Below are 19,167 nucleotides of genomic sequence, written 5' to 3' on the forward strand. Positions count from 1 at the left end.
CACCTGAACGAAAGCATGAGCGCTGCGGTTAGTCCCGACGATTTGCGATACCGCACCTCGATTGGTGGTGGATGCTGGGATCAAACTTCTTTCTCCAGAAAGTCGTCCTCATAGGGAAAGCGCGACAGAAGCTCGGTGCCGGTTTCGGTGACCAGGATCTCGTCCTCGAGCTTGACGCCCTCGCGTCCGCCTTTCTCGCCGATATAGCTCTCGACGCTGACCACCATGCCGGGCACGACAAAACCGTCGCGGCCATAAGTCTCGTAGTCCATGGCGTGCGCGATGAACGGCGTCTCGCCATGCATGCCGACGCCGTGCATGACAGACGTGTAGCGCTGGTCGACGAAGCGGTCCGGGATCTTCCAGGCCTTTTCGGCAATTTCGCGAAACGCCATGCCCGGCCTGACGATCGAGATGTTGTGCTGAACCTGGTCGTGGGCCATGCGGTAGAGCGATTTCTGATAATCCGTAGGCTTGCCCGGCCCGCAGCGGAAGGTGCGCGAGAAGTCCGAATAATAGCCGTAGCAGCCGATCGTATCGGTATCCAGCGCCAAAAGTTCGCCCGGCCTGATCTTGCGGCCGCTGGCTTCGTTGAACCACGGATTGGTGCGCTGGCCCGAGGTCAAGAGCCGGGTTTCGATGAACTCGCCGCCCTGGCGGATCACCTCGTGATACATGATGGCGAACAGGTCGTTCTCGGACACGCCGGGCTTGATCGCCTCGCGCACCGCATAGACGGCCGCCTCGGCGCCGGCCATCGATACCTGCAGGCATTTTACCTCTTCGGGCGTCTTGACCGCCCGCACGGCGAGGATCTCGCCCTGGCAATCCCGGACCTCGCAGCCGCGCTTTTCCAGCGACAGCGCCTGCAGATGGCCGCAGCGGTCGAGGCCGAGCTTCATCGAGCCGCCGCCATGTACCTTGAGCAGCTCAGTGATCTCGTCGGCGAAGGGGCCGGCGGTCTCGTCGTCGCGGCCCGACACCGAAGACCACACCAGCTTGGACGGCCGCGCCTCGTCGATGGTGTCGAGCACCATCGAGACATGATAGCTCTGCGGATATTCGAACAGCACGATCGGCCCTTCGGTCGGGATGAAGAAGTAGCGCGTCGAGTTGCGCAGAAAATAACCGAACATGTTGCGCGAGCCGGTGGCGTAGCGCTGGTTGTAGGGGTCGAACAGCACGACGCCGCCATAGCCGGCCTCGCGCATCCAGGCACGCAGCTTCGCCAGCCGGCCTTTGCGCAGCGCGTCCGCATCGATGAAGGACGGCTCGGTGTCGGACAGCCACATGCCGCCGGCCGGATCCGCCGCCGCCGGGTGGCGCATGCGGTTCTTGAAGTCGACGTCCTCAGTGCTGTCGGGGTCGAACACGACAATGCTCATGGGTGCCTCCTGGAAGCCCTGAACATAGCGGTGCACCGCGAAGAGGCTGTGCGGAATCCCGCAGATGTTGTGCCGGATACCGCTTGAAGCCGTTCCGTGATGCTCTACGGCGCCCCCTCTGTCCTGCCGGACATCTCCCCCACTTGGGGGGAGATTGGCAGCTTCGGCGTTCCGCTCATTCCTGTAACGTTGGCGATCGGCGAAATCAGCGATGACAGCCGATCTCCCCCCAAGTGGGGGAGATGCCGGCAGGCCAGAGGGGGGCGCTGTCCCGCCGTCGTTGCGCCGCGTCAGCGCGCGGACGCCTAATGCCTCCGCGCCACCTTCGGCGCATGCCCATGCTCCTCCCGAAACGCCCGCGCAAAGCTCGACATCGAAGCAAAACCGCAGGCCAGCGCCACGTCGCGCACCATCAGCGTCGAATGCGCCAGGAGGTCGGCGGCGCGCTTCAGCCGCAGGCGGCGGTAATAGCCGTTGGGCGAGATGGCCAGCTCGGAGCGGAAGTTGCGTTCGAGCTTGTCGGAGGAGACGCCGAGCTTTTCCGCCAGCGCCGCCATGCCGAGCCGCTCCTCCACCGCATCCTCCATGATGGCGATGGCCGACAGCACCAGTTCGTTCTGGACGCCGGTGCGTAACCGCAGCGGCATCAGCTTGCGGTCGACGCTGGAGCGCAGCGGGCTGTGCACGAACCATTCGGCGACGCCGGCCGCGAGTTCGGCGCCATAGTCTGATGTGATGATTTCCAGCATCATGTCGAGGCTGCCGACGCCGCCGGCCGAGGTGAAGCGCTTGCGGTCGATCACGTAGAGATCGCGCCTGAGCTCGATGTCCGGAAACGCCTCGGTGAACGCCGCCTGGCTGGTCCAGTGCAAGGTGCAGGCATGGCCGTCGAGCAGGCCGGCGCGGGCCAAAAAGAAGGCGGCGTCCGCCACCGCGCCGATATGGGCGCCGCCGCGCAGGCTCCTGCGGATCCAGCTCACCGCGTCTTCGGCCACGAGATGATCGGCATCGCCGCCCGAGCAGACGACGATGCGGTCGACCTTCGGCGCATCGCCGGCGAAAAAGCCGGGCTGGATGACGACCCCGTTCGAGGCCGCGACCGGGCCTTCAGCGGCGCCGACGATGATCCAGCGGTAGCATTCTTTCTTGGCCAGCACGTTGGCCGCGCGCAACGGCTCGATGACCGAACTGAACGCCATCATCGGAAAGCCGGGGAAGACCAGCACCGCGAAGGTGAGCGGGGCGTCGTTTGCCGTCGGCTGGTCTCGCTCTCGAGTAGTCATGACTTCAACCGTGCCTGTGGGCAATTGCAGGGAAGGCCACAATTCCGCCGGATGCCACTCAGGTCAACGGGCGGTTGGGTCAGTTTGAAAATTCCATCGCGCCTAGGCGTGGTCGCCTATCGGCCGAACTCCTAAATGCTTGCCGTAGCATTGGAGATAGTGACGGTCGCACTGCGCGGCCCGTATAAGAAGCGAGTTTAGGTCGCTAAAATTAGCTTCTTGACCTGTTTACGGTCTTCCGGCGACCATTGCTTCGGGTCTTCCCCGTGAGCGATCGCGCCGTGAAGCTCGACATGCTTCATCACTTCCGCCTCGGTCTCTGCCGTGAACATCGCTGGACAGGCCTCGTTTCCCGGATAATCCCTGCAACGATACGAGTAAGCCATGACTTTCCCTCCAGGTTGCCCCGATAGCAAAGCGAGGGTACGTCGCCTTTGTCAATTCACAGTTGGATGCGCCAGTCAGCCGGGAAATTTCAAACTGACGCCACTATCCAACAGGGCACGGACCCCCCTTCAACTCGCCAGCGCCTGATCCAGATCCGCGATCAGATCGTCGCCGTCCTCGATCCCGGCCGACAACCGCACCAGCGAATCGGAAATCCCGATCTCGGCCCGCTTCCCGGCCGGGATCGAGCCATGTGTCATCAGCGCCGGGTGCTCGATCAGGCTTTCGACGCCGCCGAGGCTTTCGGCCAGCGTGAACAGTTGCGTGTGTTCGAGGAAGCGTTTGGTGCCGGCGAGGTCGCGGTCGAGCTCGACCGTGATCATGCCGCCGAAGGCGTGCATCTGCCGCCTGGCGATGGCGTGCTGCGGGTGGCTGGGGAGACCGGGATAGATGACGCGGCGGATGTCGGGACGGCTTTCCAGCCAGTGCGCGATCTTCTGGCCGTTCGACGAATGGCGCTCCATCCTCAGCGCCAGCGTCTTGAGGCCGCGCAGCGCCAGAAAACTGTCGAACGGTCCGGAAATGGCGCCGATGGCGTTCTGCAGGAATTTCAGCCGGTCGGCGAGATCCTTGTTGTCGCCGACCACGGCGACGCCGCCGACCATGTCGGAATGGCCGTTGAGGTATTTCGTCGTCGAATGCACCGCTATGTCGATGCCGAGCTCCAGCGGCCGCTGCAGATAGGGGCTGCAAAAAGTGTTGTCGGCGACCGAAAGCACGCCTTTGCGCCTGGCCAGGGCTGCGACCGCTTGGAGATCGACGACGCGCAGCAGCGGATTGGTCGGCGTCTCGACCCAGAGCAGCCTGGTTTCCGGGCGGATCGCCGCTTCGACCGCGGCCAGATCGGTGAAGTCGACGAAGTCGACCTGGAGATTGGCCGAGCGCTTGCGCACCCGCTCGAGCAGCCGGAACGTGCCGCCATAGATATCGTCGGTGGCGACGACATGGGCGCCGGAATCGAGCAGTTCGAAAATCGTGGCGATCGCTGCCAGCCCCGAGGCGAAAGCGAAGGCGGCTGCGCCGCTTTCGAGATCGGCCACCGCGCGCTCGAAGGCAAAGCGGGTCGGGTTCTGGCTGCGCGCGTATTCAAAACCCTTGTGCACGCCCGGGCTCTGCTGGCCATAGGTCGAGGTCGCATAGATCGGCACCATCACCGCGCCGGTCGTCGGGTCGTGGCTCTGGCCGCCATGGATGGTGCGCGTCGAGAAGGCCAGGCGGTTGCTGCCCGAAACGGTGGCTTTGATGGTCATCTTGCGCGGCGCCTCAGATGGTTGATCAGGTCGATGCGGGTAATCAGGCCGATGAATTCGTCGCCGTCGAAGACGATGGCGACCTCGTTGCGGTCGAACACCGGCAGCAGCGCGTCCAGCGTCTGGCTGGCCTGCAGCGTGTGCAGATTGGCGGTCATCGCCGTGCGCACCGGGGCCTTGAAACGGTCCCAGCGGCTGTCATAGGGGCCTTCGACGTGGGCGAGGATATCGCTTTCGTCGACGATGCCGACGAGCTTGCCGTCGTCCAGCACCGGCAGTTGCGAGACATCCGAACGGCGCATGCGGCCATAGGCGTTGAGCAGGCTTTCGTCCGGGCCGACAGCCACGATGTCGCCGGTGCGGTGCGTGCGCATCACCAGGTCGCGCAGATCGCCATGCTGCTCGTGCTCGGCGAGGCCCTGCTCGATCAGCCAGAAATCGTCGAACACTTTCGACAGATATTTGTTGCCGCTGTCGCAGACGAAGGTGACGACCCGCTTCGGTACGGTCTGCTCGCGGCAATAGCGCAGCGCTGTCGAAAGCAGCGTGCCGGACGACGAGCCGGCGAGGATGCCCTCCTTGGAAAGCAGGTCGCGCACCGCCAGCATGCTTTGCTTGTCGGTGATCGAGTAGGCCTTCTTGACCAGCGACAGATCGGCATTGGGCGGGACGAAATCCTCGCCGATGCCCTCCACCGTCCAGCTGCCGGCCTCTTGCATCTTGCCGGTCTTGATCAGGGGCGCCAGCACCGAACCGACCGGATCGGCGAGAATCATCTCGGTCTTCGGCGAGATTTTTGCGAAATAGCGGCCAAGCCCGGTCAGCGTGCCGCCCGAGCCGACGCCGACGACCACTGCATCGACGTCACCGTCGAGCTGCGAATAGATCTCCGGACCGGTCGTGGTTTCATGGGCGTCCGGATTGGCCGGATTGGCGAACTGGTTGGCATAGAAGGCGCCGGGCAGCTCGGCGGCGATCTTTTCGGCCATGTCCTGATAGTATTCGGCGTGGCCCTTGCCGACATCGGAACGGGTCATGCGCACTTCGGCGCCGAGCGCCCGCAGATGCTGGATCTTTTCGCGCGACATCTTGTCGGGCACGACCAGGATGATGCGATAGCCTTTTGGAATGCCGACCTGGGCGAGGCCAAGGCCGGTGTTGCCGGCGGTCGCCTCGACAATGGTGCCGCCGCGCTTCAGCTTGCCCTGTTTTTCGGCGTCGGCGATCATCGACAGCGCAATGCGGTCCTTGATCGAGCCGCCGGGATTCTGGCTTTCGAGCTTGATGAACAGCCGGCACTTGCCGATGTCGAATTTGGTCAGCTCGACAACCGGCGTCTGCCCGATCAGGTCGAGAACCGATGCATAGGGCGGACGCAGGCGGGACATTGCCCTGTCCGGGAGGGCGATCTTGTGCACGCTCATGCTGATGCTCCATGGTCAAGCGACCGCCTTGGGCAGGCTGTCAGCCTATCTTCTTTTCCAGCCGTTTGCAGTCTGAAAGAAGATAGATCGTGCCAATCCATTGGCCAGACGGGGAATGGGATTCCGTAGGGCCGCTCCGTCACACCAATCACGATAGGTCGCGGGACGGCACCCCCCTCTGGCCTGCCGGCCATCTCCCCCTCAAGGGCCCCTCAAGGGGGGGTGATCGGCAGTTTCAACGTCTCACCTCTTCTTCAACGCTGGAGATAGGCGAAGGCCGATGTGAAGTCCAATCTCCCTCCTTGAGGGGGAGATGGCCGGCAGGACAGAGGGGGCGCCGTAGAGCGCCGATCTCAGCAGCCTCACCCCAGCAACCGCTTCCCCAGCCTTGCGCACTGCACGCGAATATCCGGTATGGCGTCGATCTCGAAGAAGGTGCCGCGGGTCAGCGGCCCGACCGCCAGGATCTTGGCCGAGACGGTGCCATCGCTGGCGATGACCTCGCAATTGTCCGATACGTCGAGGCCAAGGCGCAGCGGATCCGGCCGGGCCAGCCCGCGGTCGACCAGCGACCGCACCACGCTGTTCGACGTTGTCGAGATGTCCCTGGCGATGCCGGTGCAATCGTAGATGCGGGCAACGTCGAACGTCTCGATGTTTTGCGTGTGGCGCGACTGGACCTGCACGCTGAATTCGTCGCCCGCCGTGATGCCGACGACGCGCCCGGCGACAAGCCGGATGCGGCCCGACTGCACCGCCTCGGTGACACGGGCATAGACTTCCGGCGCCATGCGATGGCGGTGGACGTCCCACCACGCCTTGGTGTGCTCGACAAAGCGGCGCTTGGCCGAAGACGGCCAGTTCTGCCAGATCTTCTGGTTGAACGGCCTGAGACCGTCGACGACGTCGCGCCAGTCGATGCCGGCCTTCTGGTTTTCCCGGATCAGGTCGCGGAACCAGCCGACGAGATAGGAGAGCTGGGTGCCGAGCGGAATGTCGGCGACGTCGAGCTTGATCGGATTGCCCTTGCGGTGCGGCGAAGGCAGCAGGCCGCGCCGCGACACCGCAATAATCTCGCCGCGATGGCCGCGTTGCTCGAGCGACAGGAAGGCATCGACCATGCTCAACCCCGTGCCCAGCACCAGGACCCGGGCTTCCCCGTCGAGCCCGGTGTCGGCCTCCGATCCCATCCTGATCGCATGGCCGTTGCCGGCACCTGGCTCCTCGTCATGTCCGGTCGCCAGCACGGCAAGGTGGGCGACGACGCTGGTGCCGTTGGCCAGCGCCACCTCGACCCCGGACCCGGTCGGCGAGATCGACAGGCTCTCCTCGCGGATCAGGCGAAGACGCCCCGTCTCGCGCGCCTCGAGCTCGTCCAGCAGTTCCTTCAGATAGCGGGCGTAGACGCTGCGCGGTGCGTAGACCGGCGCCTGCTCTGGCGTTGCCAGGCCGCGCTCAAGAAGCCAGCGCCAGAAATCGCCGGGGTCGTCGGCATAGGCGCTCATGCCGGCCGCGCTGACATTCAGCACATGCGCCGACAGCAGCGTGGAATAGGCGATGCCTTGGCCGAAATGCGGACGCTTTTCGATCAGCGTGACACGAAGATCGGGATTGGGCGACTTCAACAGATGCGCGGCAAGCACGACGCCGCTGGCGCCACCGCCGACGATAATAATCGAATTCGGGAGGGTCGAATTGGCACGGCCGGTCATGCGCGCACCAAGTACCTGAGGAGCCGTCGGTTCCGGCTCAGGCCTGGATTTTCAACGCAGCCGAAAGCTCGTCGTCGCCGGCGATATCGCGCATCTCGGCGAGGCTGCGCTGATCCAGCACCTCGGCGATCGCTTGCCGGACCTCCAGCATCAGATGTCGGACTTGGCATGTCGCCTCGTTGCAGTCTTCACAGCGCTGATACCGGGTGCGGCTGGCGCAGGGAATTGGGGCAAGCGGCCCGTCGAGCACGCGCACGACGTGGCCGATCTTGATTTCATCCGCCGGCCGCGCCAGGCGGTAACCGCCCTCCTTGCCCTTGCGGCTCTGGACAAAACCGGCATTGCGCAGTTCGCCGAGGATGGCGTCGAGAAATTTCTTCGGGATGTTGTTTCCGGCGGCGATATCGCCGACGAAGGCGAGCTGACCAACCGGCAGCCGCGCCAGATGGACGAGCGCCTTGAGGCCGTACTTGCCCTTTTTTGTGAGCATAGACCGAACGTTTCTCTGTCATGCGATGGCGAAGGGCCACCGGTTGCGAAACGCCTGGCGTGCGTCCCCACCGCGTCCGCGTCCAGGCTTTCAAGACACATAAATTCTAGTGACATGATATACAAGACGGGCACCATTGATTTTGCTTGATTTTCAAGCCGCTGCGACGACTTGCCGGACGTTCTTTCCTCCTGAAGCCGCGAGGCACGCCAATGGCGACAGCCGGCGCTCGGCACTCATGCGGGTGATCGCCGCGATATGGACATCGCTCATCGTTCTCCAATTCCTGTAATGTCGATAAGACTACTATACTTAGCCGCGATACAGGAACCGGTTTTCAAATCGTCGGCCATTCGCAGCATTCATTTGCCGAAGCTGCGCGCAAAACAGGAAATGCGTGTTTGCGGCGGGCCGCGCATTCGCCGGTCGACCGAAACGCCGCCAGGGCCGTTCGAGTGTCAGGGGAGCGAACGGTTCGCCCACACCAGCCCGCCCAGGCCAACCAGCGCGGTGACGATGCCGATATAGAGCCATTGCGACTGGCCGGTCATGAAGCTGCCGCCGACGAGGCCGATGCCCTGCAGCGACCACAGCACACCGATGGCGAGCACAATCAGCGCCAGCAGATTTTTGATCAATCTCATCGTCGGAATTCCTTTCCCAAGTCGATCGCCAAGTCCGCTATGACCGCGATGGCAAGGCGAAAGGAAGCGACCCGATCGCTGTCACATCTACTTGCATAATAAAGCCGGGTCTTGCCGGAAACGCCCCGGTGCTGGTGCGAAGACCGCCAGACATACATCGGCGCAATCCCGACATTCCATGACAGACTGTTTCGCGCCGACTCCAAACGTGTACTATTGTCATGGAACCGCCAGACGACTGCCGCATTTGGTGCCACATTCCATCCGTAACGGCCGGGTCTGTCAAACGGAGTCCCTTGCCGCAGATGAAGAAACCCAACCGGACCGCGCTTGTCGCGGCGGCGATAGCGGCTGGCCTGATGGTCGGCGCATCCACCTCCCCTGCCGCCGCACAATGCGGCCGCGCCTCCTGGTACGCGCTGACCTCAAAGACCGCTTCCGGCGAGCGGATGAACCCGTCGGCGCTGACCGCCGCGCACCGCACCTTGCCGTTTGGCACCAGGCTGAAGGTCACCAACCGCAAAAACGGCCGCAGCGTCGTCGTGCGCATCAACGACCGCGGCCCGTTTATCAAGGGTCGCGTGATCGACCTGTCGAAGGGCGCCGCGGGGCGGCTCGGCTTCATCAGCTCAGGCCATGCTGCTGTGTGCACCGACCGCGTGTGAATGGCCGCGCCGCTTTGCGGCCAGGCGGATGAGGGGCAGCGCAAACCTGAAGCAATTGCCCTTGCTCTCTCCGGCACCTTTCGCAGCTGCACAATAAGCCGGCTGCCGCCGTTCAAAACCGATTTTCAACGCCTTAGACAAAAGTATAAGCATAAATCAATTCAATTGACGTATTGCATCGCAGCAGTTTGTTGTTAACCTTTGCGCGAGAGATTCAAGGCTCGGCACTGCTGTCGTCCCTTCGGTCGCAGCAGCGGAGTTCTCAATGTTCTACCAGCTCTACGAATTGAACCACGCCGCCGTGCAGCCGGCCCGCGTCTATGCCGATGCGGTGCGGATGTTCTACACCAATCCGCTCAATCCGTTTGCGCACACGTCCTGGGGCCGCTCGGTCGCGGCGACGGCCGAATTGTTCGAGCGCACGACGCGCCGCTACAGCAAGCCGCAGTTCGGCCTGACCAGGACCGTCGTCGACTGGAAAAGCGTCGCTGTCACCGAAAAGACGGTGTGGTCGCGGCCGTTCTGCAATCTGCTCCGTTTCGAGCGGGCGGTTCCCGCCGGCCGCCGGCCTGATCCGAAGCTGCTGATCGTGGCGCCGATGTCCGGCCACTACGCGACGCTGCTGCGCGGCACGGTCGAGGCGATGCTGCCGCATGCCGACGTTCACATCACCGATTGGGTCGACGCCCGCATGGTGCCGATCAGCGAGGGCAGCTTCGACCTCGACGACTATATCGACTACATCGTCGACATGCTGCATGCGCTGGGCCCCGACACCCATGTCATGGCGGTGTGCCAGCCGTCGGTCCCGGTGCTGGCGGCGGTGGCGCTGATGGAAACGCGGGGCGACCCGTTCGTTCCCTCGACGATGACGCTGATGGGCGGGCCGATCGACACCCGCCGCAATCCGACTGCGGTCAACCTTCTGGCCGAGGAAAAGGGCACCGACTGGTTCCGCGACAACGTCACCATGCAGGCGCCATGGCCGGTGCCGGGCTTCGGCCGCGAGGTCTATCCCGGCTTCCTGCAGCTTTCGGGTTTCATGAGCATGAATCTCGACCGCCACATCATCGCCCACAAGGACTTCTTCATGCACCTGGTGAAGCATGACGGCGACAGTGCCGAGAAGCACCGCGACTTCTACGACGAATATATGGCGGTGATGGATCTGACAGCGGAGTTCTACCTGCAGACGGTCGACACCGTGTTCGTACGCCATGCTCTGCCCAAGGGCGATATGATGCATCGCGGCGTCGCCATCGATCCCGCCGATATCCGCAATGTTGCGCTGTTCACGGTCGAGGGCGAGAACGACGACATTTCCGGCCTCGGCCAGACCCAGGCCGCGCACGACCTCTGCATCAACATCCCCGCGGACAGGCACGCCCACTACATGCAGCCGGCGGTCGGCCATTACGGCGTCTTCAACGGCTCGCGCTTCCGCTCCGAAATCGTGCCGCGCATCGTCGACTTCATCACCAGCTATGGCCGCCAGACCCGCGTTGCGGTGAGGCCGAAGCTGGTTCGCACCGCCAAAAAGTAAAGATGTCCCGGATGGCAGCCGCCGTTCAAGTCGACCTGTTGCACAATAGCCGCGCTTTCGGCGGCGCGGGTAACCATATCGCAAAACTGGCCGTTGGTATAATTGACAGGGACTGTAGATCGCCCTTAACGTTTCATTAACAACAAGGGACGAGGGGGACAATGATTTCCTCACCAATGGCGAGAGGGCTGCGCGTGTGCGCCCTGTTAGGGCTGGCACTTGCGACAGGCTGGTCTACGGCGGCTTCGGCGGCCGGGCCAATGACAACCGGCGGCCCGACATCGCAGCCGATCGGCCATTACGATTTCTGCAAGACCAGTCCGGCCGAATGCTTGATCCACCCGGGCAATCTCGCCCCCGCCACCATGACAGGCGCGCTCTGGCGCAAGATTCTCAGCGTCAACGCCAAGGTCAACAACGCCGTCAAGCCGATAAGCGACATCGATATTTACGGCAAGGACGAGGTCTGGGCCTACCCAGTCAGGGGCGTTGGCGACTGTGAGGACTATGTCCTGGAAAAGCGCCGCGAATTGAACCGCTTGGGCGTGTCCTATGCCAATCTTCTGATGACCGTCGTGCGCAAGCCGGACGGCGAGGGCCATGCCGTGCTGACCGTGCGCACAAGCAAGGGCGACTACGTCCTCGACAATCTCGACGGAAAGGTCCGCTCATGGGACCGGACCGGCTACCGCTTCCTCAAGCGGCAGGCGATCGACAATACCGGTCGCTGGGTGTCGATCCGTGATGGCCAGCCGGTTCTGGTCGGCGCGGTTCAGTAAGGTTTTTGCAAGCCACCACCGTTCGCGATCAGCCTCTTTCTGCCCGTTTACGGGGAGAAATGCCCGGCAGGGCAATGAGGGGCGGCGCCAACATCGACAATTGATCGCCTCCACACGAGTCGGGCAAACCCTACGTCCGCCCCAGCGCGGCGCGGATCGATGCGGTGATGCGGCGAAGCTCCGCCTCGTCTAGCTTTTCGATGTTTTCGGCCAGGACATTGGCAAGCTCGGTGGCGGCGGGGCTGAGGCCCGACGTGTCGAGTTTTACCCGCGGGTGCGAGGTCTCGGCCAGCCGCGCCAGTTCTTCGGCATCGTCCCAGATGACATTGAAATAGCCGATGATCTTCTGGATCAGCGTCCAGGTCGGCGCGCCGCGGCGGCCGTGCTCCAGCGCCGACAGATAGGCGGCGCTGACGCCGATCGCCCTGGCCATGTCCTTTTGGCTGACGCCGCGTTCGCTCCGCAGGGCGCGAAGCTTTTCGCCGAACGGGGTCACAAGTCCATCCTCGTCGGGTGCACCCTCATGCGCGCATCCGCATCAGCGCGTGCGCCGCAGGCGGATATAGAGCGCGCCCGAGCCGCCATGCTTGCGGGCGGCGTGGTCGTGGCTGGAGACCAGCGGCCTGAATGCGGGCGTCGACAGCCAGGCCGGCACGGCGCGCCGCAAGATGCCGTCGCCGCCGGACGAGGAGCCCTTGCCGGTGATCACCAGCACATAGCGGATGCCGCCGGCATGCGCCCGGTGCAGGAAGGAGAACAAAAGCGAATAGGCTTCGTCCTGGCTCAGGCCGTGCAGATCGACGCGGCCTTCGATCGGCAGCCGGCCCTTCGACAGTTTTTCCAGCGTCGGCTCGTCGAGCGCATGCGAAACATTCTGCGTCCTGGCTTTCGTGGCCGCAGCAGGAGCCATCGCCTGGTCACGCAGCATTGGCTTGGTGTCATCAGCGATGTCCGGGCCAATATCCGGGATGTCGACGGCGGACTTGCCCTTCAGCGGCTTGGCAGTGCGCGCTACCAGGTTCCACAGCACCCGGTCGTCCTCGCTCAGCCTGTCGATCCGCCGGGTCATCGCCCCGCTCCCGGCACAAGCCGACGCGGGATCAGCACGTAGAAATCGGCGGGGTTGCGGACAACGCCGGCGATCTCGCCGGCCGCATCTCCCGTACCAGTGAACAAATCGCCACGCGCCTGGCCGGTGATCGCCGAGCCGGTGTCCTGCGCGATCATCAGCCGCCGGAACGGCTTGTTGTCGAAAGCGGCCAGCGACGGCCCATCGATGTAGAACGGCGTGCCGAATGTATGCAGCAGACGGTCGACAGCGACGGAGCGGCCCGGCGTCAGCGGCACCTTTGCGGCAGCGATCGGCCCGAGTTCCGGGTCGTCGGCCGCCGCCGCCTCGCTGGCGGAAATCTCGCGGAAAAAAATATAGGAGCGGTTGCGCCACAGGATCTCGTCGATGCGTTGCGGATGCGCCTTGAACCAGGCGCGGACCGACTGCATGGTCACCGCTTCCAGCGGGATTTCGCCTAGCTCACTCAGGATCTTGCCCGGTCCGGTAAAGCGCTGGCCGGATTTGGCGGCATAGGTGACGCGGCAAAGCCGGCCGTCGGTCATGGTGAGCCGCGCAGAACCCTGTACGTGGATGAAGAAGGCATCGACCTTGTCGGCGAGCCAGGCGATTTCCAAACCCTTGTCCGCCAAATCCTTGCCAGCGAGCGCGCCGCGCTCGATCTCGCCGCGGTCGAAATACTCGACCGGTCCGTCCGGCGTGGCGCGGCCGAAGGCGAGATAGGGATCCATGCCGACGGACCGGTTGCCGTCGTCGATGTCGACGAGATCGGCCGGACGCGACAGCAGCGGCACCGTAAATCGTTCGGTTCGCACCGGCGAAGCGTCGACCACCGGTTCATAGAAGCCGGTGACGAGGCCGGCGCCGCCGCTTTCCGCCGCTATGTGCGCCGGGATGAAATGCCGCTCGAAGAAGGCGCGGGCTTCGCGCCGGTCGGTTGGCGACACGGTGCGGGCTGCAGCATAGGCCTCGGTGAAGGCATTGAAGTCGACACCGAGCCCGCCGGAGCGATAGGGTTTCGCCAGGATGTGAAAAGCCGAACGCCGGAAAGCGGCGAACGCAGCCAGATGGTCGTCCTCGTCCCAGCCGGGCAGATCGTCAAACGACTTTTCGCGGAACGCCTGAGAAAGCGACACGAGAGACCCCGCCGTGGTCCGGGCTCAGTCTTCTTCTTCGGTGGCGACGAGCTTCCAGTTCGGGTCGCGCGAGCGCGTATCGCGGGCGAAGGTCCAGACGTCCTTGACCTCGGCGACGGTTTCGGGATCGCCGTCGATGACGGCGCCGGCCTTGTCGCGCGTTGCCGAAATCAGTTCGCTGACGATGCGCAGCGTGATATGCGCCTCGCTGCCCTTCATCTCGGCGGAAACGATGTCGGCCTTGTCGATGCCGACGAAGGAGGACTGGATCTTTTCCGACTTCGCCTCGCGGTCGCCGATCGCCGCGACAAAGCCGTCATAGACCTCGCGCGACAGCAGGTTCTTCAGCGTCTTGCGATCGCCATCGGCATAGGCCATGACGATCATCTCATAGGCCATCTTGGCGCCGTCGACGAAGGTCTTGGGGTCGAATGCCGGATCATTGTCCTTGATCGCGCGCAGGCCCTTGTTGAGATCGGTGTCAGGCTTGGCGAAGGCGTCGATCGCCGCATAGGCGTCGATTGCCGGCTCTCCCGGCGCTCGCTTGCGCGGCAGCGAGACCACATTCTCGGGTTTTTGGGCGTCGTCGCGGGTGCGGCCCGCCGTATAGGGATCGAACGGCGGGCGCTCGCTGCCGGTGCGGCGGCCGAGCACATTGCGCAGCTGGAAAAAGATCACAACCGCCGCAACCAGAAAGAAAATCGTGCCGAAGTCGAAGAATCCCATATCTTCCGCCAATCAATCCCTACTCCGGCCGGACCGCCCGGCCAGGCAATGGCTGCGGTCGCATAGCGTTCAACATCCAAAGCATATAGAACGCAAGCTGCAATCATTCAAATTAAAGGCAGCCATACCTATCTAAAAGGTTCAGTGCCAGCGGCGATTGCCCGCCTGCCGGCAAAACATCGAAACGATCGGTCAAGATTTGCGCATTTCGCTGCTTCCCCTGTTCATCCTCGCGCTTCCGCTGCTGGAGATCGCCGGTTTCGTCGTTGTCGGCCGCCAGGTCGGCGCCCTGGCGACGGTCGGCCTGGTGCTGGCTTCGAGCATCGCCGGCGCGCTGTTGTTGCGATACCAGGGGTTCGGCGTCATGTCCCGGGTCCGTGCCGAAATGGACGCCGGACGTGATCCAAGCCGTCAGCTCGCGCATGGCGCCATGATCGTGCTGGCGGCGATCCTGCTCATCATTCCCGGCTTCATCACTGACATTTTAGGCATTCTGCTGCTGCTGCCGCCGGTCCGCGACCTCGCCTGGCGCCGGCTGAAAGGCCGCATCGTGATGGCCACCAGTTTCGGCACCGGCGGATTCCGGGCCCGGCAACGCGACAAGACCATCGACCTCGACGACAGCGACTATTCGCGCGGCGACGAGCACGGCCCCGATCCCAATTCCCCCTGGCGCCGCCTCAAAGACGAGTAGATCGCCTCGAGGACGAGTAGCCCGGCGCGGCTCTCCCTTCTCCCCTTGTGGGAGAAGGGAGAGCCGCGCAAACCTTGTCTTGTCATGCCGGCCATGGTAGCGAACGCCCGATTTCAATCCGGTCAGCAACGCTGCCGAGGCAAAAGGACAAAGGCTTATGGCCAGCAAAGACGACGCGCCGACCGGCGCGGCCAGTGGCAACGGCGACGCGACGCAGCCTTCGCTCAACGTACTTGCCCAATATGTGAAGGACCTTTCCTTCGAAAGCCCCGGCGCGCCGAACTCGCTGCGCGGCCGCGACAAGGCTCCCGGCATCGCCATCAACGTCAATGTCAACGCCAACCCGCTTTCGGACAAGCAGTTCGACGTCAATCTGACGCTGAACGCCAAGGCGTCCTTCGACAAGGAAGTGCTGTTCAACGTCGAGCTGGTCTATGGCGGCGTGTTCGCCATCAGCGGCTTCCCGCAGGAGCACATGCTGCCGCTGCTGTTCATCGAATGCCCGCGGCTGCTGTTCCCGTTCGCCAGGCAGATCATCGCCGAGGCGACGCGCAATGGCGGCTTCCCGCCGCTGATGCTCGATCCGATCGATTTTGCGCAGATGTTCCAGCAAAAGCTGGCCGAGGACCAGGCCGCCAGCAAGGTCAAGGTGAGCTGAGGCGAGTGCTCGCTGACGTCTGAAAAACCCGGCCTCGCGCCGGGTTTTTTGTTGAGAAGTCGGCGGGCAGCGCCCCCCTCTGGCCTGCCCTCTTTGCCAAAAACTCGGCATCTCCCCTTCAAGGGGGGAGATTGGCAGCCCCAGCGTCTCACTCATTCCTGCGACCATGCCGATTGGCGACGGCCGATGTGAAGTCCGATCTCCCCCCTTGAGGGGGAGATGTCCGGCAGGACAGAGGGGGGCCGACGGGGCGCTCCGCCAAAATCGCTATGCCGCAGAACTCGCTTCCCGGGCGACGCGCAGCCAGAGCGCCTTTTCGCCTAATGTGCCGACCATGCTAGCGTGCGCGGCGCGCTCTGCTTCGGTCAGGCGAGACGGCAGCGCTATCGGCCGCGCGCCGATGCTGATGTCGATGTCGTCGACGTTTCTCCTGCCGCCGGCCGGCGCCGTGGCACTGTCGAGGATGAGCGCCGCCTGCTTGCCGCCGATGAGCTCGATATAGACCTCGGCCAGCAATTCCGAATCGAGCAACGCGCCGTGCTTGGTGCGGCGGGCATTGTCGATGCCGTAGCGCCGGCACAGCGCGTCCAGCGAATTGGGCCCCATCGGATGCTTGCGGCGCGCCAGCGCCAGCGTGTCGACGACAAGTCCGGGGTCGACGACCGGATGGCCAAGCCGGCCGAATTCGACATTGAGGAAAGCGATGTCGAAAGTGGCATTGTGGGCGACCAGCTTGGCGCCGTCGATGAAGGCAAGGAACTCCTCGGCGATATCGCTGAAGATCGGCTTGCCCATCAGGTCGGCGGCGCTGATGCCATGAACGGCCTGCGCCTCGGCATGGATCGGTCGTCCCTGCGGATTGATGTAGTGGTGGAACGTGCGGCCGGTCGGGAAGCGATTGACCAGCTCGATGCAGCCAAGCTCGATGACGCGGTCGTCGCGGAAATCGAGGCCGGTGGTTTCCGTATCGAAGATGATCTCGCGCATCGAATCAGTCCGTTGGGTCCGGCGTTGGTCCAGCCGAATCATGATGGGAACAAATTGGCAACATATTAGGCCGGGCGCAAGCGCGTTAAGCAGGCTTGCCGGGCTTATCCCCGACCAGTTTCGCGACGATCGTATTGACCGCCGCGCGCGCCGCATCAAAACCCTGTCCGGTGTCGATGATGAAATCGGCCGCTTCACGCTTTTCGGCGTCGGGAACCTGCCTGGCCAGGATCGACGCCAGTTTCTCCTCGCTCATGCCCGGCCGCGCCAGCACGCGGGCGCGCTGGATGTCGGGCGACGCGGTGACGACCACGACCTTGTCGACGCGGTCGCGGCCGCCGGTTTCGAACAGCAGCGGGATGTCGAGAACGACAAGCGGCGCGCCGGCGGCCCGGTGTCTGGCCAGGAAGGCGTCGGCGTCGGCGCGGACCAGCGGGTGGATGATCGCTTCCAGCCGTTTCAGTGCGGCTGCATCGCCGAGCACCCGCTCGGCCAGCCTGATACGATCGACCGAGCCGGATTTTGCCGTTCCGGGAAACGCCGCCTCGACCAGCGGAGCCGCCTTGCCGGCGTAGAGGCGATGCACCGCCTCGTCCGAATCGTGGACGGGCACGCCGGCCTCGGCAAACATCTTGGCCGTCGTCGACTTGCCCATGCCGATCGATCCGGTGAGGCCGAGCACGATCATGCTTTTTTACTCCCTGGCACCGAGATCGGCGACGATCATCTGCCGCAATTCGGCAGTGACCTCGGGCCTGATGCCGAACCAGCGATCGAAACCGGGCACCGCCTGGTGCAGCAGCATGCCGAGCCCGTCGACGGTTTTCAGGCCGCGCGCTTTGGCGGCGGCCAGCAACGGCGTTTCCAGCGGCACATAGACAATGTCGGTGACGATGGCATGGTCCGGCAGCCTGACCGGATCGGCGGACAGGCCTTCATTGCCGTGCATGCCGAGCGCTGACGTGTTGACCAGCAGGCCGGCATCGGCAAGCAGCTCGCCGGTCGCCGCCGTGCCATGGGCCGAGATCCCGGCGCCGAAGCGGTGGCGCAGCTCCACGGCTCGGGCGAGCGTCCGGTTGACGATGCGGATGTCACTGATGCCGCGCTGTTTGAGCGCATGGATGACCGCACGGGCGGCGCCGCCGGCGCCGAGCACCACCGCCGGGCCGTTTGTGGCCCAGCCCGGCGCATGCTCGTCGAGATTGGCGGCAAAGCCATGGGCGTCGGTGTTGCCGCCGCACAGTTTTCCGCCCTCGAGCCACAGCGTGTTGACGGCGCCGATCTGTTCGGCCGCAGCGTCGCGGCACGCCGCCAGCGCGAAGGCAGCCTCCTTGTGCGGGATGGTGACGTTGCCGCCACGATAGCCATTCGCCTCGAGCCTTTCGACGAATTCGGCAAAAGCCTCCGGCGCAACGTCGATCGCCCGGTAGCTGCCGTCGATAGCGTATTTCGCCAGCCAGTAGGCGTGGATCTTCGGCGACCGCGAATGCGCGACCGGGTGACCGGTGACGAAGGCCTTTTTCGCGGCCTCAGCCATCGATGGCTCCGAACTCGCGCAGCTTGGCCAGGACGGGCAGAAGCGGCAGGCCGACAATGGTGAAATAGTCGCCCTCTACTCTTTCGAACAGCTGGATGCCCTCGCCTTCGATCTGGTAGGCGCCGACGCTGGACAGCGCCTTGGCGCCGACGCGCGCCAGATGGCGGCCGATGAAGGCCGGATCGAGCTTTCGCATGGTCAGGCTGGCGACGCCGACATGCCGCCACAGAACTGCGCCGTTGCGCGCCAGCACCACGGCGCTGTTGAGTTGATGGGTCTTGCCCGACAGCGCCAGGAGATGGCGGCGCGCGGCTTCCATGTCGGCCGGCTTATGAAACACTTCGTCGCCGAGCGACAGCGTCTGGTCGCAGCCGAGCACCAGGGCGCCGGGCTTTCGTTCGCTGACCTCGGTGGCCTTGGCCTCGGCCAGCACCAGGGCAACGTCTTCGGGCGAGATACCGCTGCCCTGCAAGGGTGCTTCGAGGGCGCGCTCGTCGACTTCCGCCGGAACCGCCTCGACCGGCACGCCGGCATGGACAAGCAACGCCTTGCGGAACGGGCTGCCCGAGGCAAGGATGATTTTTTCGGTCATGATGTACGCGCCTAAGGTTGGTTGAGATTCCGATCCGGAGACGGACGCGCAGACAGTCGCTGGATCGCTGCGCTTCTCAGTAACGGCATGGATCCTAGGGTCTCCGCTACGTCACTTCGCTCCTGCTCCGCCCTAGGATGACGAAG

Annotated in this window: 21 protein-coding genes; 5 read left to right on the plus strand and 16 right to left on the minus strand. The window is 64.0% G+C overall.

Translation table 11 applies throughout. The features are described from left to right. Positions 1-80: 80 nt before the first annotated feature. The 8 genes from AC0L3O_RS11675 to AC0L3O_RS11710 all read right to left on the minus strand — a co-directional run bounded on the left by AC0L3O_RS11675 (position 81) and on the right by AC0L3O_RS11710 (position 8,635). The gene (locus AC0L3O_RS11675) at positions 81-1,385 is read right to left on the minus strand and encodes a M24 family metallopeptidase (RefSeq protein ID WP_473615634.1); all 1,305 of its coding nucleotides are present in this window, start codon (positions 1,383-1,385) and stop codon (positions 81-83) included. A gap of 305 nt (positions 1,386-1,690) precedes the next feature. Then, entirely contained in the window at positions 1,691-2,668 is a 978-nt protein-coding gene (locus AC0L3O_RS11680; RefSeq protein WP_027153611.1) for a GlxA family transcriptional regulator, read from the minus strand. 197 nt (positions 2,669-2,865) lie between these two features. Beyond that, complete coding sequence (locus AC0L3O_RS11685; RefSeq protein WP_023802667.1) at positions 2,866-3,054, minus strand: DUF1059 domain-containing protein; 189 nt, start codon at positions 3,052-3,054, stop codon at positions 2,866-2,868. 129 nt (positions 3,055-3,183) lie between these two features. Beyond that, positions 3,184-4,365 carry a cystathionine gamma-synthase gene (locus tag AC0L3O_RS11690; protein ID WP_473615635.1) on the minus strand — a complete coding sequence of 394 codons (1,182 nt, stop codon included), beginning with the start codon at positions 4,363-4,365 and terminating at the stop codon, positions 3,184-3,186. Beyond that, complete coding sequence (locus AC0L3O_RS11695) at positions 4,362-5,789, minus strand: pyridoxal-phosphate dependent enzyme (protein ID WP_287225124.1); 1,428 nt, start codon at positions 5,787-5,789, stop codon at positions 4,362-4,364. Before AC0L3O_RS11695 ends, AC0L3O_RS11690 begins: the two co-directional genes overlap by 4 nt. Before the next feature lie 362 nt (positions 5,790-6,151). Continuing rightward, entirely contained in the window at positions 6,152-7,501 is a 1,350-nt protein-coding gene (locus AC0L3O_RS11700) for an FAD/NAD(P)-binding protein (protein ID WP_128245750.1), read from the minus strand. Positions 7,502-7,538: 37 nt separating this feature from the next. After that, positions 7,539-7,991 (minus strand): RrF2 family transcriptional regulator, encoded by a 453-nt coding sequence (locus tag AC0L3O_RS11705; RefSeq protein ID WP_473530415.1) that lies wholly within the window; start codon positions 7,989-7,991, stop codon positions 7,539-7,541. 458 nt (positions 7,992-8,449) lie between these two features. Next, positions 8,450-8,635, minus strand: a complete 186-nt coding sequence (locus tag AC0L3O_RS11710) for a hypothetical protein (RefSeq protein ID WP_473530414.1) — start codon at positions 8,633-8,635, stop codon at positions 8,450-8,452. 305 nt (positions 8,636-8,940) lie between these two features. On the opposite strand from AC0L3O_RS11710, the gene AC0L3O_RS11715 reads away from it, so the two are divergent. The 3 genes from AC0L3O_RS11715 (at position 8,941) to AC0L3O_RS11725 (ending at position 11,622) form a co-directional block, all read left to right on the plus strand. Next, a complete protein-coding gene (locus AC0L3O_RS11715) occupies positions 8,941-9,300 on the plus strand; it encodes a septal ring lytic transglycosylase RlpA family protein (protein ID WP_023802673.1) in 360 nt (119 codons plus the stop codon). Positions 9,301-9,565: 265 nt separating this feature from the next. Next, a complete protein-coding gene (locus tag AC0L3O_RS11720) occupies positions 9,566-10,843 on the plus strand; it encodes a polyhydroxyalkanoate depolymerase (protein ID WP_473615637.1) in 1,278 nt (425 codons plus the stop codon). A 161-nt stretch (positions 10,844-11,004) separates the two neighbouring features. Next, positions 11,005-11,622 carry a transglutaminase-like cysteine peptidase gene (locus AC0L3O_RS11725; protein ID WP_473530411.1) on the plus strand — a complete coding sequence of 206 codons (618 nt, stop codon included), beginning with the start codon at positions 11,005-11,007 and terminating at the stop codon, positions 11,620-11,622. A gap of 130 nt (positions 11,623-11,752) precedes the next feature. Here the strand turns inward: AC0L3O_RS11725 and AC0L3O_RS11730 are convergent, their stop codons facing one another. From AC0L3O_RS11730 to AC0L3O_RS11745, 4 genes are read right to left on the minus strand one after another with little or no spacing between them, the layout of a single operon-like run. Continuing rightward, positions 11,753-12,118 (minus strand): helix-turn-helix domain-containing protein, encoded by a 366-nt coding sequence (locus tag AC0L3O_RS11730; protein WP_287344367.1) that lies wholly within the window; start codon positions 12,116-12,118, stop codon positions 11,753-11,755. A gap of 42 nt (positions 12,119-12,160) precedes the next feature. After that, complete coding sequence (locus tag AC0L3O_RS11735; protein WP_473615638.1) at positions 12,161-12,691, minus strand: Smr/MutS family protein; 531 nt, start codon at positions 12,689-12,691, stop codon at positions 12,161-12,163. Continuing rightward, positions 12,688-13,827 (minus strand): murein transglycosylase A, encoded by a 1,140-nt coding sequence (gene mltA, locus AC0L3O_RS11740; RefSeq protein ID WP_473530409.1) that lies wholly within the window; start codon positions 13,825-13,827, stop codon positions 12,688-12,690. Before mltA ends, AC0L3O_RS11735 begins: the two co-directional genes overlap by 4 nt. 24 nt (positions 13,828-13,851) lie before the next feature. After that, positions 13,852-14,553: a Tim44/TimA family putative adaptor protein gene (locus tag AC0L3O_RS11745; RefSeq protein WP_023802679.1), complete on the minus strand. Its 702-nt coding sequence runs from the start codon at positions 14,551-14,553 to the stop codon at positions 13,852-13,854. Positions 14,554-14,752: 199 nt separating this feature from the next. Between AC0L3O_RS11745 and AC0L3O_RS11750 the strand changes: the two genes are divergently transcribed. After that, complete coding sequence (locus AC0L3O_RS11750) at positions 14,753-15,247, plus strand: FxsA family protein (RefSeq protein WP_091592440.1); 495 nt, start codon at positions 14,753-14,755, stop codon at positions 15,245-15,247. A 157-nt stretch (positions 15,248-15,404) separates the two neighbouring features. Beyond that, complete coding sequence (gene secB / locus AC0L3O_RS11755; protein WP_027153623.1) at positions 15,405-15,905, plus strand: protein-export chaperone SecB; 501 nt, start codon at positions 15,405-15,407, stop codon at positions 15,903-15,905. Between the two features lie 267 nt (positions 15,906-16,172). Here secB and dnaQ read toward each other — a convergent pair whose 3' ends face one another. The 4 genes from dnaQ to AC0L3O_RS11775 form a co-directional block, all read right to left on the minus strand. After that, the gene (gene dnaQ, locus AC0L3O_RS11760) at positions 16,173-16,892 is read right to left on the minus strand and encodes a DNA polymerase III subunit epsilon (protein WP_236384281.1); all 720 of its coding nucleotides are present in this window, start codon (positions 16,890-16,892) and stop codon (positions 16,173-16,175) included. 85 nt (positions 16,893-16,977) lie between these two features. After that, positions 16,978-17,580: a dephospho-CoA kinase gene (gene coaE / locus AC0L3O_RS11765; protein WP_473615639.1), complete on the minus strand. Its 603-nt coding sequence runs from the start codon at positions 17,578-17,580 to the stop codon at positions 16,978-16,980. Between the two features lie 6 nt (positions 17,581-17,586). Then, on the minus strand, positions 17,587-18,429 hold the full coding sequence (locus AC0L3O_RS11770; RefSeq protein ID WP_473615641.1) for a shikimate dehydrogenase: 843 nt from the start codon (positions 18,427-18,429) through the stop codon (positions 17,587-17,589). Continuing rightward, positions 18,422-19,021: a Maf-like protein gene (locus tag AC0L3O_RS11775; protein WP_287121597.1), complete on the minus strand. Its 600-nt coding sequence runs from the start codon at positions 19,019-19,021 to the stop codon at positions 18,422-18,424. The genes AC0L3O_RS11770 and AC0L3O_RS11775 overlap by 8 nt, the downstream gene beginning before the upstream one ends. Between the last annotated feature and the right edge of the window lie 146 nt (positions 19,022-19,167).

This window comes from Mesorhizobium sp. WSM4810 (assembly GCF_055811235.1).

Excerpts from the sequence above, each read along its gene's own strand:
- AC0L3O_RS11710 (WP_473530414.1), bottom strand. The coding sequence starts at position 8,635 with ATGAGATTGATCAAAAATCTGCTGGCGCTGATTGTGCTCGCCATCGGT.
- dnaQ (WP_236384281.1), bottom strand. The coding sequence starts at position 16,892 with ATGCGCGAGATCATCTTCGATACGGAAACCACCGGCCTCGATTTCCGC.
- AC0L3O_RS11680 (WP_027153611.1), bottom strand. The coding sequence starts at position 2,668 with ATGACTACTCGAGAGCGAGACCAGCCGACGGCAAACGACGCCCCGCTC.
- AC0L3O_RS11745 (WP_023802679.1), bottom strand. The coding sequence starts at position 14,553 with ATGGGATTCTTCGACTTCGGCACGATTTTCTTTCTGGTTGCGGCGGTT.
- AC0L3O_RS11775 (WP_287121597.1), bottom strand. The coding sequence starts at position 19,021 with ATGACCGAAAAAATCATCCTTGCCTCGGGCAGCCCGTTCCGCAAGGCG.
- AC0L3O_RS11690 (WP_473615635.1), bottom strand. The coding sequence starts at position 4,365 with ATGACCATCAAAGCCACCGTTTCGGGCAGCAACCGCCTGGCCTTCTCG.
- AC0L3O_RS11715 (WP_023802673.1), top strand. The coding sequence starts at position 8,941 with ATGAAGAAACCCAACCGGACCGCGCTTGTCGCGGCGGCGATAGCGGCT.
- AC0L3O_RS11695 (WP_287225124.1), bottom strand. The coding sequence starts at position 5,789 with ATGAGCGTGCACAAGATCGCCCTCCCGGACAGGGCAATGTCCCGCCTG.
- secB (WP_027153623.1), top strand. The coding sequence starts at position 15,405 with ATGGCCAGCAAAGACGACGCGCCGACCGGCGCGGCCAGTGGCAACGGC.
- AC0L3O_RS11675 (WP_473615634.1), bottom strand. The coding sequence starts at position 1,385 with ATGAGCATTGTCGTGTTCGACCCCGACAGCACTGAGGACGTCGACTTC.
- coaE (WP_473615639.1), bottom strand. The coding sequence starts at position 17,580 with ATGATCGTGCTCGGCCTCACCGGATCGATCGGCATGGGCAAGTCGACG.
- AC0L3O_RS11735 (WP_473615638.1), bottom strand. The coding sequence starts at position 12,691 with ATGACCCGGCGGATCGACAGGCTGAGCGAGGACGACCGGGTGCTGTGG.
- AC0L3O_RS11705 (WP_473530415.1), bottom strand. The coding sequence starts at position 7,991 with ATGCTCACAAAAAAGGGCAAGTACGGCCTCAAGGCGCTCGTCCATCTG.
- AC0L3O_RS11700 (WP_128245750.1), bottom strand. The coding sequence starts at position 7,501 with ATGACCGGCCGTGCCAATTCGACCCTCCCGAATTCGATTATTATCGTC.
- AC0L3O_RS11720 (WP_473615637.1), top strand. The coding sequence starts at position 9,566 with ATGTTCTACCAGCTCTACGAATTGAACCACGCCGCCGTGCAGCCGGCC.
- AC0L3O_RS11725 (WP_473530411.1), top strand. The coding sequence starts at position 11,005 with ATGATTTCCTCACCAATGGCGAGAGGGCTGCGCGTGTGCGCCCTGTTA.
- AC0L3O_RS11685 (WP_023802667.1), bottom strand. The coding sequence starts at position 3,054 with ATGGCTTACTCGTATCGTTGCAGGGATTATCCGGGAAACGAGGCCTGT.
- AC0L3O_RS11770 (WP_473615641.1), bottom strand. The coding sequence starts at position 18,429 with ATGGCTGAGGCCGCGAAAAAGGCCTTCGTCACCGGTCACCCGGTCGCG.